Origin of the sequence: Streptomyces caatingaensis (assembly GCF_001187435.1) — a bacterium.
Classification (GTDB): domain Bacteria; phylum Actinomycetota; class Actinomycetes; order Streptomycetales; family Streptomycetaceae; genus Streptomyces; species Streptomyces caatingaensis.
On record NZ_LFXA01000017.1, the window covers coordinates 472,117 to 493,046 of the forward strand.

Annotated in this window: 16 protein-coding genes and 1 pseudogene; 5 read left to right on the top strand and 12 right to left on the bottom strand. The window is 71.0% G+C overall.

The features are described 5' to 3' along the window. Positions 1-367 precede the first annotated feature (367 nt). Positions 368-1,891 carry an acetaldehyde dehydrogenase ExaC gene (gene exaC, locus AC230_RS24525; protein WP_049718489.1) on the bottom strand — a complete coding sequence of 508 codons (1,524 nt, stop codon included), beginning with the start codon at positions 1,889-1,891 and terminating at the stop codon, positions 368-370. 138 nt (positions 1,892-2,029) lie between these two features. Here exaC and AC230_RS24530 point away from each other — a divergent pair, with 138 nt between their 5' ends. Next, the gene (locus tag AC230_RS24530; RefSeq protein WP_049718882.1) at positions 2,030-2,293 is read left to right on the top strand and encodes a holin; all 264 of its coding nucleotides are present in this window, start codon (positions 2,030-2,032) and stop codon (positions 2,291-2,293) included. On the opposite strand, the pseudogene aceE reads toward AC230_RS24530, so the two are convergent. Further along, positions 2,275-4,931: pseudogene (gene aceE, locus AC230_RS24535) on the bottom strand (pyruvate dehydrogenase (acetyl-transferring), homodimeric type). The gene AC230_RS24530 and the pseudogene aceE sit on opposite strands and share 19 nt — an antisense overlap. 1,069 nt (positions 4,932-6,000) lie before the next feature. Here aceE and AC230_RS24540 point away from each other — a divergent pair. After that, positions 6,001-6,375 (top strand): hypothetical protein, encoded by a 375-nt coding sequence (locus AC230_RS24540; RefSeq protein ID WP_157868653.1) that lies wholly within the window; start codon positions 6,001-6,003, stop codon positions 6,373-6,375. On the opposite strand, the gene AC230_RS24545 is transcribed toward AC230_RS24540, so the two are convergent. From AC230_RS24545 to AC230_RS24565, 5 genes are all read right to left on the bottom strand, one after another. Then, complete coding sequence (locus AC230_RS24545; RefSeq protein ID WP_049718491.1) at positions 6,330-7,019, bottom strand: hypothetical protein; 690 nt, start codon at positions 7,017-7,019, stop codon at positions 6,330-6,332. The genes AC230_RS24540 and AC230_RS24545 overlap by 46 nt on opposite strands. Before the next feature lie 47 nt (positions 7,020-7,066). Continuing rightward, positions 7,067-7,525: a hypothetical protein gene (locus AC230_RS24550; protein WP_049718492.1), complete on the bottom strand. Its 459-nt coding sequence runs from the start codon at positions 7,523-7,525 to the stop codon at positions 7,067-7,069. Positions 7,526-7,568: 43 nt separating this feature from the next. Beyond that, positions 7,569-9,809 carry a glycoside hydrolase domain-containing protein gene (locus AC230_RS24555; RefSeq protein WP_049718883.1) on the bottom strand — a complete coding sequence of 747 codons (2,241 nt, stop codon included), beginning with the start codon at positions 9,807-9,809 and terminating at the stop codon, positions 7,569-7,571. An 80-nt stretch (positions 9,810-9,889) separates the two neighbouring features. Next, positions 9,890-10,861, bottom strand: coding sequence for a hypothetical protein (locus AC230_RS24560; RefSeq protein ID WP_049718493.1), 972 nt, complete (start codon positions 10,859-10,861; stop codon positions 9,890-9,892). A gap of 3 nt (positions 10,862-10,864) precedes the next feature. Continuing rightward, on the bottom strand, positions 10,865-11,410 hold the full coding sequence (locus AC230_RS24565; RefSeq protein ID WP_157868654.1) for a hypothetical protein: 546 nt from the start codon (positions 11,408-11,410) through the stop codon (positions 10,865-10,867). 1,339 nt (positions 11,411-12,749) lie between these two features. Between AC230_RS24565 and AC230_RS24570 the strand changes: the two genes are divergently transcribed. Then, positions 12,750-13,841: a hypothetical protein gene (locus AC230_RS24570; protein WP_049718495.1), complete on the top strand. Its 1,092-nt coding sequence runs from the start codon at positions 12,750-12,752 to the stop codon at positions 13,839-13,841. Positions 13,842-13,952: 111 nt separating this feature from the next. On the opposite strand, the gene AC230_RS34755 is transcribed toward AC230_RS24570, so the two are convergent. Then, positions 13,953-15,194 (bottom strand): hypothetical protein, encoded by a 1,242-nt coding sequence (locus tag AC230_RS34755; protein ID WP_053161369.1) that lies wholly within the window; start codon positions 15,192-15,194, stop codon positions 13,953-13,955. Between the two features lie 801 nt (positions 15,195-15,995). Here AC230_RS34755 and AC230_RS24580 point away from each other — a divergent pair. Next, positions 15,996-16,733, top strand: a complete 738-nt coding sequence (locus AC230_RS24580) for a hypothetical protein (protein WP_107082229.1) — start codon at positions 15,996-15,998, stop codon at positions 16,731-16,733. 227 nt (positions 16,734-16,960) lie between these two features. Here the strand turns inward: AC230_RS24580 and AC230_RS31475 are convergent, their stop codons facing one another. Then, positions 16,961-17,110, bottom strand: a complete 150-nt coding sequence (locus tag AC230_RS31475) for a zf-HC2 domain-containing protein (RefSeq protein WP_241833358.1) — start codon at positions 17,108-17,110, stop codon at positions 16,961-16,963. A gap of 103 nt (positions 17,111-17,213) precedes the next feature. Between AC230_RS31475 and AC230_RS24585 the strand changes: the two genes are divergently transcribed. Further along, the gene (locus AC230_RS24585) at positions 17,214-17,801 is read left to right on the top strand and encodes a sigma-70 family RNA polymerase sigma factor (protein ID WP_107082230.1); all 588 of its coding nucleotides are present in this window, start codon (positions 17,214-17,216) and stop codon (positions 17,799-17,801) included. 63 nt (positions 17,802-17,864) lie between these two features. Here the strand turns inward: AC230_RS24585 and AC230_RS24590 are convergent, their stop codons facing one another. From AC230_RS24590 to AC230_RS24600, 3 genes are read right to left on the bottom strand one after another with little or no spacing between them, the layout of a single operon-like run. After that, positions 17,865-18,359 (bottom strand): copper chaperone PCu(A)C, encoded by a 495-nt coding sequence (locus tag AC230_RS24590; protein WP_049718498.1) that lies wholly within the window; start codon positions 18,357-18,359, stop codon positions 17,865-17,867. After that, positions 18,356-20,695 carry a heavy metal translocating P-type ATPase gene (locus tag AC230_RS24595; protein WP_049718499.1) on the bottom strand — a complete coding sequence of 780 codons (2,340 nt, stop codon included), beginning with the start codon at positions 20,693-20,695 and terminating at the stop codon, positions 18,356-18,358. The genes AC230_RS24590 and AC230_RS24595 overlap by 4 nt, the downstream gene beginning before the upstream one ends. After that, positions 20,695-20,895, bottom strand: coding sequence for a hypothetical protein (locus AC230_RS24600; protein ID WP_049718500.1), 201 nt, complete (start codon positions 20,893-20,895; stop codon positions 20,695-20,697). Before AC230_RS24600 ends, AC230_RS24595 begins: the two co-directional genes overlap by 1 nt. Between the last annotated feature and the right edge of the window lie 35 nt (positions 20,896-20,930).

The window sequence follows — 20,930 nt, forward strand, 5'->3', positions numbered from 1 at the left end:
CACATGGGGCGCTATCCAGCCATGCGTCCACCCCCGCTCCACCCGGAGCCGGCGGGCGGGGCGGTACCGTCGAGCCCTCGGTCCCACGCCGAGGGCTCGACGTCGTTCAGGAGCAGGTCACCGCACCGCTGCCAGGAAGTGCGGTCCCCGCGCGTGCGGGGGTGGTCCCCGACGGGCCGGCCGTACTGGCCGGTCCGCGCCGCGCACGTCGACCTTCAACGGAAGCGTGCCTGCCGGCTTGGCCCGGGCGGCGGCCGGACTTGGCCCACGCCCACCGGCAGGTTGGGCGGCCACGGCCCCGAGACCGCCCGGAGGGCCGAAGCCGCGCGTCCGCGCAGGGCATCGGCCCTCCCGATTCCCAACGGGCCTAGAAGAAGCCGAGCTTCTTCGGCGAGTAGGAGACCAGCCAGTTCTTCGTCTGCTGGTAGTGCTCCAGCACCATCTTGTGCCCCTCGCGGCCGATGCCCGATTGTTTGTAGCCGCCGAAGGCGGCGTGGGCGGGGTATTGGTGGTAGCAGTTGGTCCAGACGCGGCCGGCCTGGATGGCGCGGGCGGTGCGGTAGGCGGTGGTGGTGTCGCGGGTCCAGACGCCGGCGCCGAGGCCGTAGAGGGTGTCGTTGGCGAGGGCGACGGCGTGGTCGAGGTCGGTGAAGGAGGTGACGGCGGCGACGGGGCCGAAGATCTCCTCCTGGAAGATGCGCATGCTGTTGGTGCCCTCGAAGATGGTGGGCTCGACGTAGTAGCCGCCCTTGAGCTCGCCGCCGGGGTCGGCGCGGTGGCCGCCGGTGAGGAGGCGGGCGCCCTCGGCGCGGCCGATGTCGAGGTAGGAGAGGATCTTCTCCAGCTGGTCGTTGGAGGCCTGGGCGCCGATCATCGTGTCGGTGTCGAGGGGATGGCCGGGGACGATCGCCTCGGTGCGGGCCACGGCGGCGGCGAGGAAGTCGGCGTAGTGGCCGCGCTGGACGAGTGCACGGGAGGGACAGGTGCAGACCTCGCCCTGGTTGAGGGCGAACATGGTGAAGCCCTCGAGGGCCTTGTCGCGGAAGTCGTCGTCCGACGCCCAGACGTCGTCGAAGAAGATGTTGGGGCTCTTGCCGCCGAGTTCGAGGGTGACCGGACGCAGGTTCTCGGAGGCGTACTGCATGATCAGGCGGCCGGTGGTCGTCTCGCCGGTGAAGGCGATCTTCGCCACCCGGGGGGAGGAGGCGAGAGGCCTGCCGGCTTCCACGCCGAAGCCGTTGACCACGTTGACCACGCCCGGGGGCAGCAGGTCGGAGACCAGGTCCAGCCAGACGTGGACGGACGCGGGGGTCTGTTCCGCCGGCTTGAGGACGACCGTGTTGCCCGCCGCCAGCGCGGGGGCCAGTTTCCACGCGGTCATCAGGAGCGGGAAGTTCCAGGGGATGATCTGGGCGACGACGCCCAGCGGTTCGTGGAAGTGGTAGGCGACGGTGTCCTCGTCGAGCTCGGAGAGGCTGCCCTCCTGGGCGCGTAACGCGCCCGCGAAGTAGCGGAAGTGGTCGACGGCCAGCGGGATGTCGGCGGCCAGGGACTCGCGTATCGGCTTGCCGTTCTCCCAGGACTCGGCGACGGCGAGCGCCTCGAGGTGTTCCTCCATGCGGTCGGCGATGCGCAGGAGGACGGCGGAGCGGTCCGCGGGGGACGTCCGGGCCCAGCCGGGGGCCGCGGCGTGGGCGGCGTCCAGGGCGCGTTCGACGTCCTCGGCCGTGCCCCGGGCGACCTCGGTGAAGGGTTCGCCGTTGACCGGGGTCGGGTTCTCGAAGTAGCGGCCGCGGGCGGGGGGTACGTACTCACCACCGATCCAGTGGTCGTAGCGCGGGCGGTACGCGACGACGGCGTCGGGGGATCCGGGGGACGCGTAGCGGGTCATGGCGGGCCTCCTCGGGCACGGCCGCCCGCTCCGTCGCGGGCGGCGACGGCTGGACGCTACCCCGGGAAACCTTGCCGTAGACCCCATCAATGTGGTGTACACATGAGTACACGCCGAATGCACGAAGCGGGGGAACCCATGAACAAGAAAGTGCTCGTCGACATCGCCGAGCGGACCGTCGCCGCCTATCTGACCACGTTCATCGGCCTGTTGCTGGCCGACGGCTTCGACCTGACGAGCGTCTCGGCCCTCAAGGCCGCCGCCATCGCCGCGCTGCCCGCCGCCCTCTCGGTGATCAAGGGCGCCCTCGGCCGGTACGTCGGGGACAAGGACAGCGCGGCGTGGATCCCCCGCCGGCGCGGGACGGCCCGCGCCAAGGCGGCTCAGCGGTCCAGGGCGTAACGGGCCGCCGCCTCGCGGACCGTCTCCCGCTTCACCTCGCCCCGGCGGGCCAGCGCCGCCAGCGCGGCCACCGTCACCGACTCGGCGTCGACGCCGAAGTGGCGGCGGACGGCCTCGCGGGAGTCGGAGAGGCCGAAGCCGTCCGTGCCCAGGGACGTCCAGTCCTGTTCGACCCAGGGCGCGATCTGATCGGGCACCGCCCGCATCCAGTCGCTGACCGCCACGACGGGACCGGGCGCGCCGTGCAGGGCGCGCGTCACGTACGGGACGCGGTCCTCGCCGCGCAGCCGCGCCGCGTCGCAGGCCAGCGCGTCGCGGCGCAGCTCGGTCCAGGACGGGGCGGACCAGACGTCGGCGGCCACGCCCCAGTCCTCGGCGAGCAGCCGCTGGGCGTCCAGGGCCCAGTGAACGGCCGTGCCGGAGGAGAGGAGTTGCAGGCGCGGCGCGCCGGGCGGCAGTCCGCCGGCGGCCTCGCGGTAGCGGTAGAGGCCCTTGAGGACGCCCTCCTCGACGCCGGGCGGCATGGCGGGCTGGACCTTGGGCTCGTTGTAGACGGTCAGGTAGTAGAAGACGTCCTCGGCCTCCGGGCCGTACATCCGCCGCAGGCCCTCGCGGACGATCACCGCGACCTCGTACGCGAAGGCCGGGTCGTAGCTGATCGCCGCCGGGTTGGTGGAGGCGATCAGATGCGAGTGGCCGTCGGCGTGCTGGAGGCCCTCGCCGGTCATGGTCGTACGGCCGGCGGTCGCGCCGATGACGAATCCGCGCCCCAACTGGTCGGCGAGCGCCCAGAACTGGTCTGCCGTGCGCTGCCAGCCGAACATCGAATAGAAGATGTAGAACGGGATCATCGGCTCGCCGTGCGTGGCGTACGAGGTCGCCGCCGCCGTGAACGAGGCCAGTGAACCCGCCTCGGTGATCCCCTCGTTGAGGATCTGGCCGTCCTTCGCCTCCTTGTAGTAGAGGAGCTGGTCGCGGTCGACCGGATCGTAGGTCTGCCCGGCGGGGAGTAGAGGCCGGCGCTGGGGAAGAGGGACTCCATGCCGAAGGTGCGGGCCTCGTCGGGGACGACCGGGACCCAGCGCCGCCCGGTCCCCTCGTCCTTGAGCAGGTCCTTGACCAGCCGGACGAAGGCCATGGTGGTGGCGATCTCCTGGCTGCCGGAGCCCTTGTGGAGCGCCGCGAAGGGCTTCTCCGGCGGCAGCGGGAGCGGCTTGGGGACGACCCTGCGGGCGGGCGCGGGGCCGCCGAGGGCCGCGCGGCGCTCGCGCAGGTAGCGCACCTCGGGGGAGTCCTCGCCGGGGTGCGCGTACGGGACGAGGCCGTCGTCCAGCGCCCGGTCGGGGATGGGCAGCTCCAGCAGGTCGCGCAGCGCGCGGAACTCCTTGCCGGTGAGCTTCTTCATCTGGTGGTTGGCGTTGCGGGACTCGAAGCCGGGGCCGAGGGTGTGCCCCTTGACGGTCTGCACCAGGACGACGGTCGGCGCACCCCGGTGCTCGACGGCCGCCCGGTAGGCCGCGTACACCTTGCGGGGCTCATGGCCGGCGCGCGAGGTGCGGAAGAGCTCCGGCAGTTCGGCGTCGCCGAGCCCGGCGCCGAGGGCGCGCAGGGCGGGGTCGGTGCCGAAGAAGTGGTCGCGGACGTACGCGGCGTCGCGCGTGGCGTACGTCTGGAACTGCGCGTCGGGCACCTCGCCCAGGCGGCGCACCAGCGCGCCGTCGGTGTCGCGGGCGAGGACCGCGTCCCAGGCGGAGCCCCACAGGGACTTCACGACGTTCCAGCCCGCGGCGCGGAACCGGGCCTCCAGCTCCTGCACGATCTTGAAGTTGGGGCGGACGGGACCGTCGAGGCGCTGGAGGTTGCAGTTGATGACGAAGGTGAGGTTGTCCAGCTTCTCGCGGGCGGCGAGCGCGAGGGCGGCGGTCGACTCGGGCTCGTCCATCTCGCCGTCGCCGAGGAAGGCCCACACACGGGAGCGCGAGGTGTCCTTGATGCCGCGGTGCTCCAGGTAGCGGTTGAAGCGCGCCTGGTAGATCGCGGAGAGCGGGCCGAGGCCCATGGAGACGGTGGGGAACTCCCACAGCCAGGGCAGCCGGCGCGGGTGCGGATAGGACGGCAGGCCGTCGCCGCCCGCCTCCTGCCGGAAGCGGTCCAGCCGCGCCTCGTCGATCCGGCCCTCCAGGAAGGCGCGGGCGTAGACGCCGGGGGAGGCGTGGCCCTGGAGGTAGAGCTGGTCGCCGCTGCCGTCGGCTTCCTTGCCGCGGAAGAAGTGCTGGAAGCCCGTCTCGTAGAGCCAGGCGGCGGAGGCGTAGGTGGCGATGTGGCCGCCGAGGCCGCCGCGCTGGTTGCCGCGGGTGACCATGACGGCCGCGTTCCAGCGGTTCCAGGCGGTGATGCGGCGGTCGAGCTCCTCGTCGCCCGGGTAGGCGGGTTCCTCGGAGGTGGGGATCGTGTTGACGTACGGGGTCTCCAGGAGCCGGGGGAGGTCCGCCCCGAGGCGCCCGGCGTGGTCGGCCATCCGCCGCAGCAGGTGGGCGGCGCGGTGCGGGCCGCCCACCCGGGCGGCGGAGTCCAGGGACTCCAGCCATTCGGCGGTCTCCGCCGGGTCCGGGTCGGGCAGCTGGTCGAGTTGGGACACCGTTATCCCCTTTCGCGTCGCCCGGTGCGGATGGCCGGGCCGTGCCTGCGTTCCGTCACATGGAACGAAACTTCCGTATCTACGACGCTAGGTGCGGCTGATTGCCCCGGTCAACGGTTACTGGTGAGTAATGATCGATGATCGATCAGATTGGCACCGAGTGCCACCCGCCCCCGCCGCCCCCCCCGCCCGCGAAGCGGAATGCCTCCCTTCACACGGGGTGTGGTCCGCGCGCCCGCGCCCGCGCCCCGCACACGCTTCCCCCCGCCCCGCCGCCCCGGAAGACTGAGCCCCGCGAGTCCCATTGGCGCGACGGGACCGGGCTCCCGGTCTTCCCCCCGAGCCGGAGGCCCGCCGCTCTGCGCCGCCGGGCGGACGGCGCAGAGCGGGTTACCACCTTGCGGGTCAGGGTGGGTGCTGCGACGCCCATCGGGCACAGCCCGGGCACATGGGCGTCGTAGCCGCGCGTCCATTGCGCCCTTCTCGTCGTTCCGGTGTCGCTCGGACAAAATCAACTATTGGCGATCGTGTGGCCATATGTCGGGTGTTGTGCACCGCGCCTGTTTCACGCGGGCGTTGACAGCCCCTGGTTCACTGTCCGTAGGCCGGCACCGCTCCTCTCGGAGATCCGGTGCGCGTAGTACCGGCGAATCCTCTCGACGGCGTCCCCCATCAGGCCGCCACCGTCGCCGGGGGGGGCACTCACAGCGAGGTGCACCGAAGCGAACGAGCCGTGAAGGACTGGTCCGTGTCGCAGCCCTCGCGACCGTGCCATGCCTTCCTGCGCGTGCCGTCCGGCATGTGTCGTCCGGCATCTGTCGTCCGGCTTGTACAGCGTTGATGACCCAGCCTCCTCCAGCGGGGCCTCCAGAGGTACCGGATCGCTTGTTGGGCTGCACGGACATACGGCGTTGCGGGCCGGGGAAGATGGCGACGACATGGTGCGTGCACACCGGCCACGCGGCCCGCGCCGCGATGCCGGGCCGTACTGGACCCGGCCCCTCGCCCACGCGGGGACGTCCCCGACGGTGGTGGCGCCGCAGCCGGCACAGGCCTTCGCCACCACCCGGTGCCCGGTCACGTGCGGGCGCGGCGGCGGGGCGGGCGCGCCGTTCTGCTTCCCGGCCTCCTGCCGGAGGACGTCCGCGAGGACCGCTTCGGCGCGGGCTTGGCGAACGGCGCATCCGGCGACGGCGGCCTGGAGGAGTTCGAGGAGTCCCGGTCCCGCTGCCGCTCCAACTCCTCCACCCGCGCCGCCAACCGCTCGCAGCGGGAGCCCAACTGCTCGACCAGGTCGGTCATTTGGGCGATCGCGGCGTCCTTCGCCGCCAGGAGGAGCTTCGGCTCCTCGTACGACGGCTCGGTCGCGGACTCCACAAGCCACGAACTCGGCGGTGGTCAAGCGCCCCCGGAGGGCACGCCGGCGCCCCTGCTCGGCTCGTAGTGTTCGTCAAACACCTTGCCGGCCTCCTTCTTCAGTTGCCCGTCGCCCGGAGGGAGGGCGATGTAGAAGAGGGACTCGTCGGCGTGGTGATCGTCTCCACCCCACCTCACCACCCCGTTCAGATCCTTGACGATACGGTGCACTGCGGCCCGTTGCAGGGGGAAGAGCCCACCGCTCATGCCGCTCGGGTAGGAACCGGACCGGATCTGCACTGCTGTCCCTGACGCCAGGTTCGACTCGGCCAGGTGCTTGCGGACTGCTGCTGGTGCACGCCAGCCCGTCACGTCGCCGTCGCGAAGTTCGTCCACTTCGTAGTTGTACCTGCGGATGACATGCACGAGCAGCCATTCAATCTCGCCCATACGCACCTGAATACCGTGTACGGCTGTGCCAGGCACGGGGCGGGTGTAGATGCTGCCGTGGTCGTCCGCCAGGTTCTCCATCTCCCAGCCGTTTGCCGATCGTTGTCCCGACTGGACCCGTCTTTGGTGTGCGAGGGCCCGCTTGGCCTCTTCGCTCAGGTTTGGGGCGGGTGGCTTCGGCTTGGCGTTGGCCTGCGTGGTGAGCAGCGTGTGTGAGAGCAGGATGCCGGATGCGACGCCCAACGTGCGCCCGAGTATCGCGCGTCGTGACACGTTCCTCATGTGCGTCACCTTTCTGGAGAGTGTCCGGAGAACTGGGCCGAGGTCCGCTATAGCGGCACGTAGCGTTCTTCCGGGCGCGTACGAGGCAGATAAAGAGAAGCAGTTGCTGACCCCAGGGTGAGGACGGAGAGACCCAGCAGTGCCGGGTTCACGTACTCAGGCACCGCTATCGAGTAGCTGGGTCCCTCTTCCCTCTGGCACTCGACGCGCAGCGGAAGGTAGGTGATGCTGTATCCGGTGACGTTCTCGACTTCGTGACGATGTCCCGGCCGGCACGGACGTGGGGGAGTCGAGTCTGTTCCTCCGTCGGCGGAATCCATTTTCACGCCCAGGACGTTGATGAGCCCCCAGGCGTATACGCCGAGGAGAGCCGCACCGAGGAGAAGCGCCATACCTTTGGCAATGCCGGCCGGGCCTTTGTCCTTCCGGCCGAGGAGGATGATCCCGCGCCCGAGGAGCGGGAACAGGGCGATCAGGCACGCCAGGATGGCCAGCATCACGATCACGAGGATGTCCTCTCCGACGTTTCCAGCGCGCTGTACTTCCCCATCACAGGGCCAAGTTGCGAACTATGCCGTTATATTTCTCGAACACCTGGTACAGGCCCATGCGCTTTGATGCGTGCTCTTCCGCCTCTTTGCCCCAGCCTTGGTATCGACGCAGGACCTGGAAGATTTCCCATTCTGTGTAGTCCAGGCGCATGGGACGCAGAACGGTCTCACCTCCGGGTGGATTGTTGCCGTTTGGCTTGCTTTCCGCATCCCAGAGGTGAATCAGTGCAACGGTCTGAATGCTAAAAGCGTTGTCCTTGTTGACCTTTTGCCACATGGTCCAGATGTCTGGGTCCTTCTCCGGGTTGAGGGTTGTGCCGGATACGTACCCCTTGCTGATGCAGTGGTTCCACGCTCGTATGCCTACATCTCCACTGATCTGGGCGATCCCTGTTGAGGAGTCGCGTTTTGGTGTCATGCCCCCGCCGACACCAGTGTGGTAGTAGACCACGGCCGCGTCCACGGCTTGATCGACAATGTCGTAATGGCGCATCTCCCAGTAGGCAGATGTCTGGATGAGGGCCTTGCGCATGCTGTACCGGTTGGACAGGGCTGTCACGAGGTCGTCTTGGGCGAGGATGGTTTCGAAGCATTGTGTGTGAGTGAAGATCTTGTTGCCGCCGTCGTTCGGAAATCCGATCGACTGCATGTATGTGCCGATGTCGTCGTGAAGTGCGTTCAGGAACCGTCCGTCGAACCGCACGTCCGGGAGAAGTTTTCTGGGCCTGTTGAACGAGTTCTGTCCGGTGTCGCGTCCGGAGGCGATGTTGTTGTCGATCTCGATTTTTCCGTCGCCTGAGCCGATGGTGCGGGTGACGATCTGGTCGTAGGCCCAGTTCGGTGGCAGCGGGTAGCCGTAGTTGCCGGAGAAGCCCGAGGACATGTCGGAGACGAAGCTGGCGGTGGCGTGGCCTGCTTCCGAGACGCGGATGCAGACGTTGCGCGGCCCGTACACGCCTATCTGGAACTGGTTGCCGTCGGCGGATATGGCGTCCTGAATTCCTTTGAAGTGCGGCAGGACGCTGTCGGTTACCTCGTAGTCGTAGGCGTCGAAGTCCACGGCGAAGAAGATCCGGGTTCCGGCTTTGAAGCCGTGATCGACGGCCGCGTTGACCGCGGCCTGGCCGGCCGCGCGCCCCTGGTGGTAGTTGAAGCCCGATGCGTCGCGGCCGTAGGTCTGGTAGATAGGGAAGCAGCGCAGGCCGGCGTCGGCGATGGTCTGGAGTTCTCCGGGCTGAATGGCCTTCTCCGGCAGCGAAGTTGTGCTGGGGTTGGTGAGGTAGCGGCCGACGTAGGTGATGCCCGCTGCCTTCAGGGCGGCAGCACGTGCCGGGGTGATCTTGGTGACGCCGTCGCAGGCTTCGCCCTTACGGGACTGATCGCCGTAGGACACAAGGAGACTGGCCCAGGTGGAGAAGTCGCCCTTACCGGTCACGGGGAGTTTGGTGAATGCCTGGAAGTTGCGGACCTCGGGCGTGAGGCTGGCACCAAAGTAGTGTTGGAGGACGGCGGGACGCTGGTTGAGGACCATGGCGGAGGAGAAGAGAGCCACCCAGCGTCCTGAGTCTCCTTCGCCGACGGCATGCTGCCGTAGGGCGGTCTGGGTGCCGGGTCCGAACACCCCGTTGGCTACGCCGTCCGCCATGCCGGCCTCATACTGCACAGCGAGGATCATGGCTTTGGCGACGTTGCGGGAGTGGTGACCGTCGCACGGGATGATGTAGAAATCCTTGCGGTTGACGTATGTGCCGTTGAGGTACTGCTGAACGGTGCGGATTTCGGCGCTTCCGTTGTTCACCAGAACGTAAGGGTCCATGGTGAGCAGGCTTTTGAACATCTTCGGATAGAGGCTTGACGAGTCAGGGAAGGCTCCCCCGACGCCCATATCCACGGCCATCTTTTCGATGGATGCGGTGACACGGCCGCTCCACATGGTGTCGAGGCCGCCGCCGTCGTAGCCTTTGCAGTACAGCGCGGACTGAATGATGCCGACAAAGTCGGGGATCAACGGGGTACTCGCGTTGATTCTGGGGTACTTTGTCTCCAGCGCCGACAAGGTCGTCGGGCCGAACGTGTCAGAGAGCGTCGTGATGCCCAGCTCGTACTGAAGAGCCCGCGTGAGCGCGAACATCACGGCCCACGACGTCTCTCCGTCTTCCTTCAGAGGATCGATGCCGAGCTTGCCGTGATAGGTCGTGTTGATGAAGTTCTGTGCCCGGCGCACCATCTCATCGGCCACCGTCATACTCCCTTCCGAACCAGGACGGGGGCTGAGCAGGAAGTGCTCAACCCCCGAATCTCTGCCACTGGTGAGGATGATCAGCCGGCCTGTCGGGCCTGGGCCAAGACGGTCTCGGCCTTCTTCACGATCGCCTGGTTACGGGCCTTCTCCTCGTCAAGTACCTTGCACTGCTCCCCAATCAGCTTGTTCTGCATCGAGGTCTCGATCGCAAACCACTTCTGCGCCAGCCCCACGGTGCCGGCGCACTGAGCCTCTGTCACGGCCTGGTCCTTCGACCTCTGAACGCCAGGCTGCTCCGCGGGCACGCCCTTGCCCTTGAGACACGCGTCACGCTCGGCCTTCAGAGCGACGACGGACGGGTCCTTCTGTGAGGCCACGAACGTCTTGCCGGCGATATTGTCGGCGGCCTCCGCTCGCAGATCACCACCGAGCTCATTCATCGCCTGCGTCCGGCATCCGCCCTTCGGAGTCGGCTTGCCCCGCAACTCCCCGGTGAACGGCTTGCCATCCGTGCCGGTCGTCCTCAGCAGCAGCATCTGCTCATCCGAAAGCTCAAGCCGCTTTTCCGACTCCGCGAACCGTTCAACGCCGCCGCGCTTGGCCTCCTCCACATCGACGATGCCGTAGCGCCGCTCAATGTTCGCATCGTTCGCACTGGTCTTCGCCGGCGCCGAGTCCACGGGGTTCTGCTCCGGCGTGTAGGCCACGCCGTAGTCAGCCATGCACTTGATGATCAGCAACTCTTCGGCCTGCCGTGCCTTCGCGCCATCGACCGAGCCGACCAGGTACTTCTCGATCGGCAGCTCCTTGCCCTTCAACGGGCCGGACTGTGGAGACTGCGGCGCGGCACCTTCAACGCTGCGGGCGGCGAAAGCCTTGACCTGCGACTGGGCGGCACGCTGCACCTTGAGGATCTGCTGCTTGTCCTGACCGGACGCCGACTTCGCGGCATCGTTGCCCGAGGCAGAGGCCGCGGCGAACGCCCCGGCTCCGGCAAGGACGACTGCGGTGCCGGCACCTATGGCCAGGCGTGTACGTGAGAGCTTCATCCGTCAGCCTCTCAGGCTCGAAGCGTTGTTGTTCTTCAGCTCAGCGATGATGTTGTAGCCACGGCCCGAGTTGATCGTCTGCCGTTGGCCGCCGTAGCCGCTGTTGTAGTAGATCGTGTGGGGCACCGTGTCCTGGTTCACCGCGGACGCGGCGTTGTTCTTCAACGGATCGCCCGCCCCTGCCCCGTTGGGAAGGCACTTGGCGAATGCCACACCCCCACTGACGCGGTCGAAGACGATCAACGGGCCACCGTTGTAGCCCTGGTTACGGAACTGGTAGCGGACCTGGATCGTGCCGCCGTTCTCATACCGCCCCCAGTGGTCAGGGACACTGCGGTTCGCCAGGAAACACGCAGAGTCGATGACAAGGCTGCCCGGGACGCTGCTGTAGAAGATGCCGAAGCACGACCCGTTGCCCGAGTTGCACAGGTCCCACTCGTACGCGGTTCCCGCCGATGCGCTGCTGCTGGTGGCCACGACCGTGCCCGACGCCAACGCGAGCACTGCTACAGCGCTGGCCACTTTGTCCTTCCACCTGTTGCTGATCACTGTTCTCCCGTTCGGTTGCAATGATCCGTGCTGTGGTGGTGCGACGTGCCCGCGGCAGCCTAGCGGGCTTGGTCCATACCGCAGGCGTGATGTCCGGCCATGAATCATGCGTTTCGCATCACAGCGAGGATTTGAGGGGTAACCACCTTCGAGACGAGGAAGGAAATGCGGCTCGTCTCAAGGCGGTGTCCCAGTTGGCGTGGGCGCGGTCACTTGGCCGGCCAGGCCTGTGCCACCCTGACCAACGCAGAACCCGACCGGCCTGGAACGGTGACACTGACTTTTGGTCAACGGCTTCTCGACGTAGGTCAGATGGCGACGATATGTCTGCGTAGTGCGCTGTTCTGACCGCTGTGCACCGTCCCGCGGACCTTGGTGGACACCCCGCGCCGGGGCCGCGGGCCCGGCGGTGCGGGAGTGTCCGACCGCACTGAGGATTTCAGTGCGGGACAGACCTAAGTCGCAGTCAGGGCTGGGTGGCGGTCCCGGCGCCCGGCCCGAGCACGCTGTCGGGCTGGGCGCCGGTACCGCCGCGACCGGCGGCGCCCGGTCCTCCAGCGGCCGGCCCGCACCGACCTCAGTTCGCATGCGCCGCCATCCCCGGGAAGGCCGGCGGCCAACCCCACGGTTCGGCCGTTCAGCAACGCAACGACGCTGTGGGCGGCGGGCCGGCTGGGGTCCACATCAGCTCTCCTGGCCCGGCTCTCCCAGGCCACGGAAACACCTGGCCTTGAGCAAGACGCCCGCGGCCGGCAGGGGTTCGAGCATGGGCGCGGTGGGCACCCGGCCGAGCGACTCCGGCCGGTACGGTCGACACCGGCCCGAACCACCGCACCCATGGTGGGACGCTGCCGATCTCCGGCGAAGCGAAGCTGCGGACGAAGTTCCCGGATGGGACCCCGTGGCCCGCGCAGTGTCCGACTACAGCGGGCTATGGACTGCGACTCCTCCACAACACCGGCAACCCACTGGAGGGTTCATAAGGGCAGCAAACATGCCCCCGGCGGGCCCCACTGGTTCGCGGGCCGGTCGGCGGTCGCGGCGCAGCCGCGGCAGAGCGTCTGCAGGCCGACGAACCCACGCATGCCGATCGCCTGTGAGCGGATAAGGAGGAGGCACGCCGACGCTTTCTCCTGTGACGCTTCCCGGATCGCCGCAGTTGCCGACTCCCCACGCTCTCCGCTTCGCCCGAGTAATGGAAACCCCTGTCGTGTCGCCGCTCTCCCTCACCTTCCCGCCGCGCTTCGGAATCCAAGAACATGATGGGGTGGTCCCGCCCGTGTGGGGGTGTGATGACCGTCCCTGAGAAGGGGACGGGGAGGGAAGCGAGGAAGAGATCGTGGGCAAGAGTGGAGCGTCCATACCGGACGAGGAGTGGGAGCGCTTCCTGCGGGAGGCGGAGGCGGGGACTCGCGGGGCGCCGAAGGAGCCGTCGGCGCGGGCCAGGATGGTGACGGAGCGGCTGCGCGGGGAGGGCGGCCGGCCCCAGGGGTGGCGGACATACCCGCCGGCCCGGCGGCGCAGGCGCACACTGTGGGGTGTGGTCGGGGTGCTGGTCGTGCTCGGACTGCTGGTCGCGGCGGTGGCCCCGGAGCGGGTGGTGGGCTGGTTCGGCGGCGGAAGCGACGACAGTATGCCGCTCGCCGCCGAGTCGGACCGCCCCAGTGGGCCGCCCGCGCAGGGGTCCGGCCAACTTCCCACCCTGGCAGAGCCGTTCAGAGGATCCCCCGCAGCGCAGTGGGCCAACGGGATGAAGGGGGTGAACCTGCCCGCGGCGCGGGCGACCGGCTGGATGAGCCAGGGCCAGGTGGCCCAGGCGCTCGCCCGGACACAGGACTTCCTCAGCGCGTCCAATCTGGATCCCGGTGTGCTGCGTGGGGAGCGGCCCGAGAAGGCGATCGCGTTGATCAATCCGCACCAACGTGATGTCCAGGACTACCTGGCGGCCGCGTTCCGTGCGCCCGGCCGGGACAGTGAGCCGTTGCGGCTGTTCAGCCGTTTCGCCCCGGCGAAGGCGCGGCTGGTCGGAAATGTCGTCAAGACCCGGGGCCGGATCACCTACCGGGAGGGCCGGCGCGGTGCGCTCGAGGTGACGGCCGATGTCACCTATGTGTATCCGGTCGTCCGCGCCACGGCGGGCAGCGACGACGTCGCGCGGACCATCGTGCGCCGCGAGACCGTGATGAGCTGGGACAATCCGGAGAAGGTGGTCACCGAGCCAGGAACGTTCTCCCTCGTCTCCTACAAGTCGGACACGACCAACGGCGGCTGTGACAACACCACCGGCTACTTCATCCCCACCTTCAGATCCGAGCACGCCGCAGGACGGGGAAGCGGCCGACAGGTCGACCCGTACGACCGGAGCAAGCCGATGGACACACGGATGAAGGAGGGCGGCGACAGGGAATGCGGGACCGCCACGCGAACATGAGCCCCTGCGGATTCACTTGGCCGTCTTACTCGAAGTGAGGGGCCGGTGTAGCTCGCACCGGCAGGCGGCCGCTGTGGACGCGTGCCCTGGTCGGCGAGCTGACCCGGAAAGTCAAGTCGACCCGGCCCCGGGCACGGAGACCTGCCTGCGGTTCCGCATAACCCAGCGCGCCAACAGCTCGGCTGGTGGGGCCAGGATCCCGCGCGAGCACCAGCGCCTCGTGGACGGCGACCCTTCCGGATCGAGTTCACCGCCTGAACCAGGCATCACGAGCTTGGGCTCTTTGCCGTGCCGTGCCCGAACCGTATCGGTTCGGGTGGTCTCAGATCGAGGGCGGTCGCGGCTTTCGTGGGTCGCAGGCCGGGTCCGACCGGAGCCGGGTCGCCGGATCAGTCTTTCGGTCCGGGCGTGGGCGTTCGCCGTGCCGGAGCGGGGAACTCGGTAGGAGCGGCGTCCGGTGCGCCACCACAGGGCGGCCATGGCCAGGGCCACCAGCAGGGCGACGGGGGCGTAGTTGAAGCTCTCGGCGGTGACCGGGCTGGACTGCGGCAGCAGGAACAGCACCGAGGCCCCGGCCGCCCAGAGCACGGCCACCCAGCCGATCGGCCGGCTCCAGCGGCCCAGGTCGGTCGGGGAGGCGGCCGCCGGGTCGCAGCGGCCGAACCAGTCCTCGAAAGCCTTGGAGATGGCCGGCGTGATGGATTCATTGACCCACCACAGGCTCAGCATGGAGTCACCTCTGCTCCGCCGGGCCCGGTACTCCTCCACGTGCGCGTAGAGGGGCAGGAGAAGCAGCGGCGAGCCGATCGGCGCCTTGGAGGCCGACCAGCGGGCGAAATCCATCGCGACCGCCCGCCGGCTGAGATACTCCGACCCCGGACCGACCTGGAGCACCCGGAGCATGCGCTGCCACGCCTCGCGGCTGTACGCATCCCGCCGGTGCGCGGCTTCCAGCAGTCCCCACGGTCCGTGGGGAAGCAGGAAATCCGGCGGGGGCGGAGCCACTCGATGCTCCGGAAAGCGTCCGGCCGTATCCGTTTCGGCCAGGGCCAGCAAACAGATCGGGGCCACCGGATCCCCGGGGTTCAGCTCGCCCGCCACGCGGCATGCCTGCCGGGCCCTGTCCGCCAGCTCGTCCAGTTGCCGCATCCTCCGTGGATCTTCCGCGGAGGCTCTGCTGCGATGGGCATCCAGTGCCCGCTCGGTGGTCACCCTGGCATACATCACCCGAGCGGCGACACTCTGCGGCTCTTCTCGCAACCACAACTCGACCACGTTGCACCGGGCAGCCGCCACGCCCAGTACCTGCGTGCGAGCGGTCCACTCCTGCCAAGTCCCCGTCTGGGCCAGCACCTACCGCATTTGCATCCAATGCCCGTCCTTCACGTCCTGCACCGCCGCGTAGAGAGCGGTGTCACGGCCGGCCGGGTGGTAGCTCACCGTCAACGGAGGCCCCCGTCGGCAGCGGAACCGGCCGGCCGGCACGCACCGGCCGCGGCATGGGGTGATCGGCCGGCCGCAGGGGCGTTGTTGGATTGGGGAGCGGCCATCCTGCTGTGCCCGCCGCTCGGCTGTCGCGCCGGGCTGTGCTGCCGCGAGGTGTGGTTCAGATGGCATCGCCGGGCGGGGCGGGAAGCGGAACGGATCGACGGTTCTCCCGTCCCCACCCGGCGCCGCACTGGAAATGCCGACCGGCGGAACTGCTCCGGCAAGCGCCGCCGCCGCGGCCCGCACTTCCCTGTCCCGACCGATGAGAGAGGGCGCACGGCCCAGTCGCACACACGGCATCACGGCCGCCCACCACGACCACCTCGCAGCCCACCCGCGCGCCACCGGTCTCGGCCTGCTGGTCGCCGAAGCCTTGCACCCGGCCGATCGCATCATTGATCATGGCCGGCGCCATGGGGTCGGCGTCGCCGCCGTCGCCGTTCTTGGTCGGGGATACGGGGCGAGCCGAGGTCAGGAGCAGTCCAGGCCCGGCGCACCGTGCCCACCGCCTTGGCGGGGACCTGGAAGGTGGTGAGGTGCCGCCGGGCGGACGGCGCAGAGCGGAGCCGCGCGCGGGCGGGGCCCGTGGCGCGGACGGGGCCGTACGGGGGATGACCCGCACCCCGCCGTCGCGTCCTGCGGGGCGGGTGCAACGATGTGCACGTCATGAGTGCAGGACAGCAGGCGGGGCAGGTACCGCGGACGATGCGAGCCGCCGTGTTCGCGGCCGTCTGCGTGCTGCTCGCGGCCCTGGGGCACGCGCTCATGTCCGGGACGCACGTCCCCTGGTGGGCGGTGGCCGCCGCGCTGCTCGGCACGGGTGGCTGCGCGTGGTTCCTCGCGGGCCGCGAACGCGGTCCGCTGCTGGTGACGCTCGCCACCGTCGGCGCCCAGACGGGGCTGCACTTCTTCTTCACCGTGGCGCAGAACGTGTCCCTCGCGGGTGCCGCCGCCTCCTCCGGGGGCCCGGCGCCGGTCGCGCCGCTCGCCGGGATGCTCTGCGGGGCGCACGCGACGGCCGGCCACGCGGACATGACCGGCGGCACGGCGGGCGCGGCGGGTATGCCCGGGATGCCCGGCATGCCCGCGCCGGACGGCATGCCGATGGACATGATGGGCATGCACGGCAGCCACGGCGCCGTCGGCATGTGGTCCGCCCACCTGCTGGCCGCACTCGTCCTGGGCATCTGGCTCTCCGGCGGCGAACAGGCAGTCTTCCGCATCGGCCGGGCCGCGTGCGCCCGGCTCGTCGCCCCCCTCCTCGTCCTGCTCGACGGGCCGCGGCCCGCCGCCGGGCCGCCGCGCGTCCGCGCCGGCCTGTCCCGCGCCGCGCACCGCCTGCGGCAGCTGCTCTACGCGTACGTCCTGGTCACCCGGGGGCCGCCGGCCGCGTACGCCGTCTGACGCCGCGCCCGCCGCGCCGCGACCGGTCCGCAGCAGCGGACCGGCGGCCCGGCGTGCCCCGGCGCCGACGGCGACCGGAAAGGCTCACGACGTTCACCGGGGGCCCCGCCGCCGTGTGCGGCCGCGCTCCCGGATTCCAGGAAGGACACCGGGCGATGACCCCTGCCCGCACTTCTCCCGTGCCGCGACGGCACGTCCCCCCGTCCCCGTCCCCGGACTCGTCCCCCTCAGCCGAGGTCGAGCCCCGCGGCCAGCGCCTTCAGCCGGCGGGCGCGTTCGCCCCACCGGCCGCACTCGGCGCAGCCCCGCAGGTGCGCCTCGACCGCCGCCGGGGGGACGCCCGGCGGCGGCTCCTCGCCGTCGATGCGGGCGGACACGGCGCTTCGTACGTCACGGCAATGCACCCCGCCATCGTCCCCGGCGCCGGTGCGCCCGGGTGCACCGGCCCCCGTGCCGGGGGTTTCCGCGCGGGAGGCCGTCGTGCGTGACGACGAGACCGTGACCGCCTGGGCGCTGGCCGCGCGCGGCGGCGACGCCGACGCCGTCGAGCGCTTCATCCGCGCCACCCAGAGCGACGTCCGCCGGTACGTGGCCCGGCTGAGCGGCGATCCGCAGGGCGCCGACGACCTCCTCCAGGAGACGTACCTGCGGGCCCTGCGCTCCCTGCCCCGCTTCGAGGGGCGCTCCTCCGCCCGGACGTGGCTGCTGTCCATCGCCCGTCGCACGGTCGTGGACCGGCTGCGGTTCCTCGCGGCCCGGCCGCGGCTGTCGGACACGGACGACTGGCAGTCGGCCGCCGAGCGCACCCAGCGCGCCGAACTGCCCGGCTTCGACGAGGGCGTCGCCCTGTCGCAGCTGCTGGACCGGCTGCCCTGCGAGCGCCGCGAGGCGTTCGTGCTCACCCAGATGCTGGGCCTGCCCTACGCGGAGGCCGCGCTGGTGGCGGGCTGCCCGGTCGGGACGGTGCGGTCGCGCGTGGCGCGGGCCCGCGAGGCGCTGATCGGCCAGCTGGAGACGGCCGAGCGGGAGGCGGCGGCGCGGGTGCGGGAACCGGCCCTCGCCGGCTGAGCCCGCGCACGGCGGAGGGGCCGCGGGGGAACGATCCCTCGCGGCCCCTCCGCACGCCCGGCGCTACGTCGCGGACGACGCCGCGCTGCCCGCCGGGACGGCCACCGCCTCCGTCCGCACGGTGCCGCTCTCGCGGAACCGCAGGACGAGCGGGAGGCGCTCGCCCGCCCGCAGCCTCGGCGGGGCGGAGATCATGATGTCGGTCCCGTGCGGCGACATCTCCACCGTGCCGTGGGCGGGCACCGGCACCGACGGGAGCATCCGCATCGTGCCGGCGCCCGCCCTCACCACCGTCCTGCTGAGCATGGCGCGGCCCGCCGACGGGGCCTCGACGGACAGCAGTTCGTCGTCCCCGTCGCCGTCGTTGCGGATCCGTACGAACGCGGCCGTGTCGTCGGTGCCGAACGGGACGAGGACGCGCGCGTCCTCCACCGACACCTCGGCCGGGCGCCCCGCGGCGCCTGAGGCGGTCCAGGCGCCGAGCCCGCCGAGGGTCACGGCGCAGGCGGCCACGGGGACGAGCGCCGCCTTCGCGGTCCGCAGCAGGGTGTCCTTCATCGGGCTGCCTTTCCGGGAGCGGTGGTCCGGGGAGCGGTCGTCCCGGGACGCGGGCCGGCCGCCGGGCGGCCCGGCCGGCGGGCGGGGGCCGGCTGCCAGCCGCGCAGGCGCAGGCTGTTGCCGACGACGAGGAGGGAGCTGGCGGACATCGCCGCCGCCGCGACCATGGGGCTGAGCAGCCCCACGGCGGCCAGCGGCACGGTGACCAGGTTGTAGCCGAAGGCCCAGGCGAGGTTGGCGCGGACGGTCACCGCGGTGCGGCGGGCCAGCCGCACCGCGTCGGCCAGGGCGCCCATGTCCTCGCGCACCAGCGTCACGTCGGCGGCGCCGATGGCGGCGTCGGTGCCGCCGCCCATGGCGATGCCGAGGTCGGCACCGGCCAGCGCGGCGGTGTCGTTGACCCCGTCGCCGATGACCGCGACCCGGTGGCCCTTCGCCCGCAGCTCCCGGACGAGCGCGGCCTTGCCCTCGGGGGTCATCCGGGCGTGCACCTCCGCGATGCCCAGCTCCGCCGCGACGGACCGGGCGGCGGCCTCGCTGTCGCCGGTGGCCAGGACGGGCCGCAGCCCGAGCCGTTTGAGGTGGTCACAGGCCCGGTAACTGCCGGACCGCACGGTGTCCCCGAGCGCGATCACGGCCTCCGCCGTCCCGTCCACCCGGACGAGCACGGCCGTCCGCCCGTGCCGCCCGGCCTCCTCGACGGCCCCGGCCAGGGCGGGGACGGCGCCGGCGTCCGGCCCGGTCGCGCGGTCCCGCGCCGTCGGCCCGTCCGCCCGTACGACCTCCACCACCCGGCCGTCCACCCGCGCCCGGACGCCCACCCCCGGCGTGGCCGTGAACTCCTCGGCGCGCGGCAGCGGTTGGGGGGCGTGGGCGTGGACCGCCCGGCCCACCGGGTGCTCCGAGCCCGCCTCCGCGGCCGCCGCGAGGCGCAGGGCCGCCTCCGCGCCGAGGCCGCCGGGGCGGGCCGTGACGGCCGCGACCGTCATCGAACCGGTCGTCAGCGTGCCGGTCTTGTCGAGGACGACGGTGTCCACGCGGCGCAGGCCCTCCAGGGCCCGGGGGCCGCGGACGAGGATGCCGAGGCCCGCGCCGCGGCCCGTCGCGGCCAGCAGGGCGGTCGGCGTCGCCAGGCCGAGGGCGCACGGGCAGGCGACGACGAGGACCGCGACCGCCGAGGTGACCGCGGCCTGGGGGGCGGCGCCCGCGCCGAGCCAGAAGCCCAGGACCGTCACGGCCACGGAGAGGACGGCGGGGACGAAGACGCCCGCGATGGCGTCGGCGACCCGTTGCACACGGGCCTTGCCCGCCTGCGCGTCCTCCACGAGCCGTGCGATGCGGGCCAGTTGGGTGTCCGCGCCGACCGCGTCGGCCCGTACCTCCAGCAGGCCGCCGGAGTTGACCGCGCCGCCGACGACGGCCGTGCCCGGCCCGGCCTCGACGGGCGCGCTCTCGCCCGTGACGAGCGACAGGTCCAGCGCCGAACTGCCCGAGACCACCGTGCCGTCGGTGGCGACGCGCTCGCCGGGCCGGACGACGAAGCGGTCGCCGACGCGCAGCCCGGCGATGGGGATCCGGCGCTCGGAGCCGTCGGCGGCCCGCACGACGACGTCCTTGGCGGCGAGCGACGCGAGCGCCCGCAGCGCCGAGCCCGTCCCGCGCCGCGCCCGGGACTCCAGCAGCCGGCCGGTCAGGACGAACAGCGGGACGGCCACGACCGCTTCGAGATAGACGTCGGCGGTGCCGGGCATGGCCGAGGGCCAGAGGCTGAACGGCATGCGCATGTCCGGGTTCCCGGCGCCGCCGAGGAACAGGGCGTACACCGACCAGGAGTAGGAGGCGAGGACGCCGAGCGAGACGAGGGTGTCCATCGTCGCCGCCGCGTGCCGCAGCCCGCGCAGCGCCCGGGAGTGGAACGGCCAGGCGCCCCAGGCCGCGACGGGCGTGGCGAGGGCGAAGCACAGCCACTGCCAGTTGCGGAACTGCAGGGCCGGGACCATGGACAGCACCAGCACCGGCACCGACAGCAGCGCGGTGATCAGCACCCGGGTGAGCGGCGATCCGTCCCCGGCGTCCGAGGGGTCCACCGGTCCGGCGGGCTCCGGCAGGGCCGCCGTGTAGCCGGCGCCCTCCACCACCTTCATCAACTCCTCGGCGGAGACGGCCGGCGGGTGGCTGATCCGCGCCCGTCCCGTGGCGAGGTTGACGCTCGCGGTCACCCCCTCCAGCCGGCCGAGCTTCTTCTCGACCCGCGCCACGCAGGCGGCGCAGGTCATGCCGCCGACGAGGAGCTCGGTCTCGGCCGCGGCGGACGTGTCCGCGGGAGGCGCGCCCATCAGTGGCCCATCCCGGGCATGTCGCCCATGCCGTCGCCGGAGCCCCCGTCGGACGCGGGGCCGCCGCCGCTGCGGTGCATGCCGGGGGAGACGGGGCCGGCCGCCGACCCGACGGCGTACGCGACGCCGAACAGGGCGGCCAGCAGCAGGACGAAGCCGCAGAGCGCGGCACGGGGGACGAGGGATCGACGTGCGGTCATCGTCGCATCGTGGCACGCCGTGGGCGCCCGCCGAG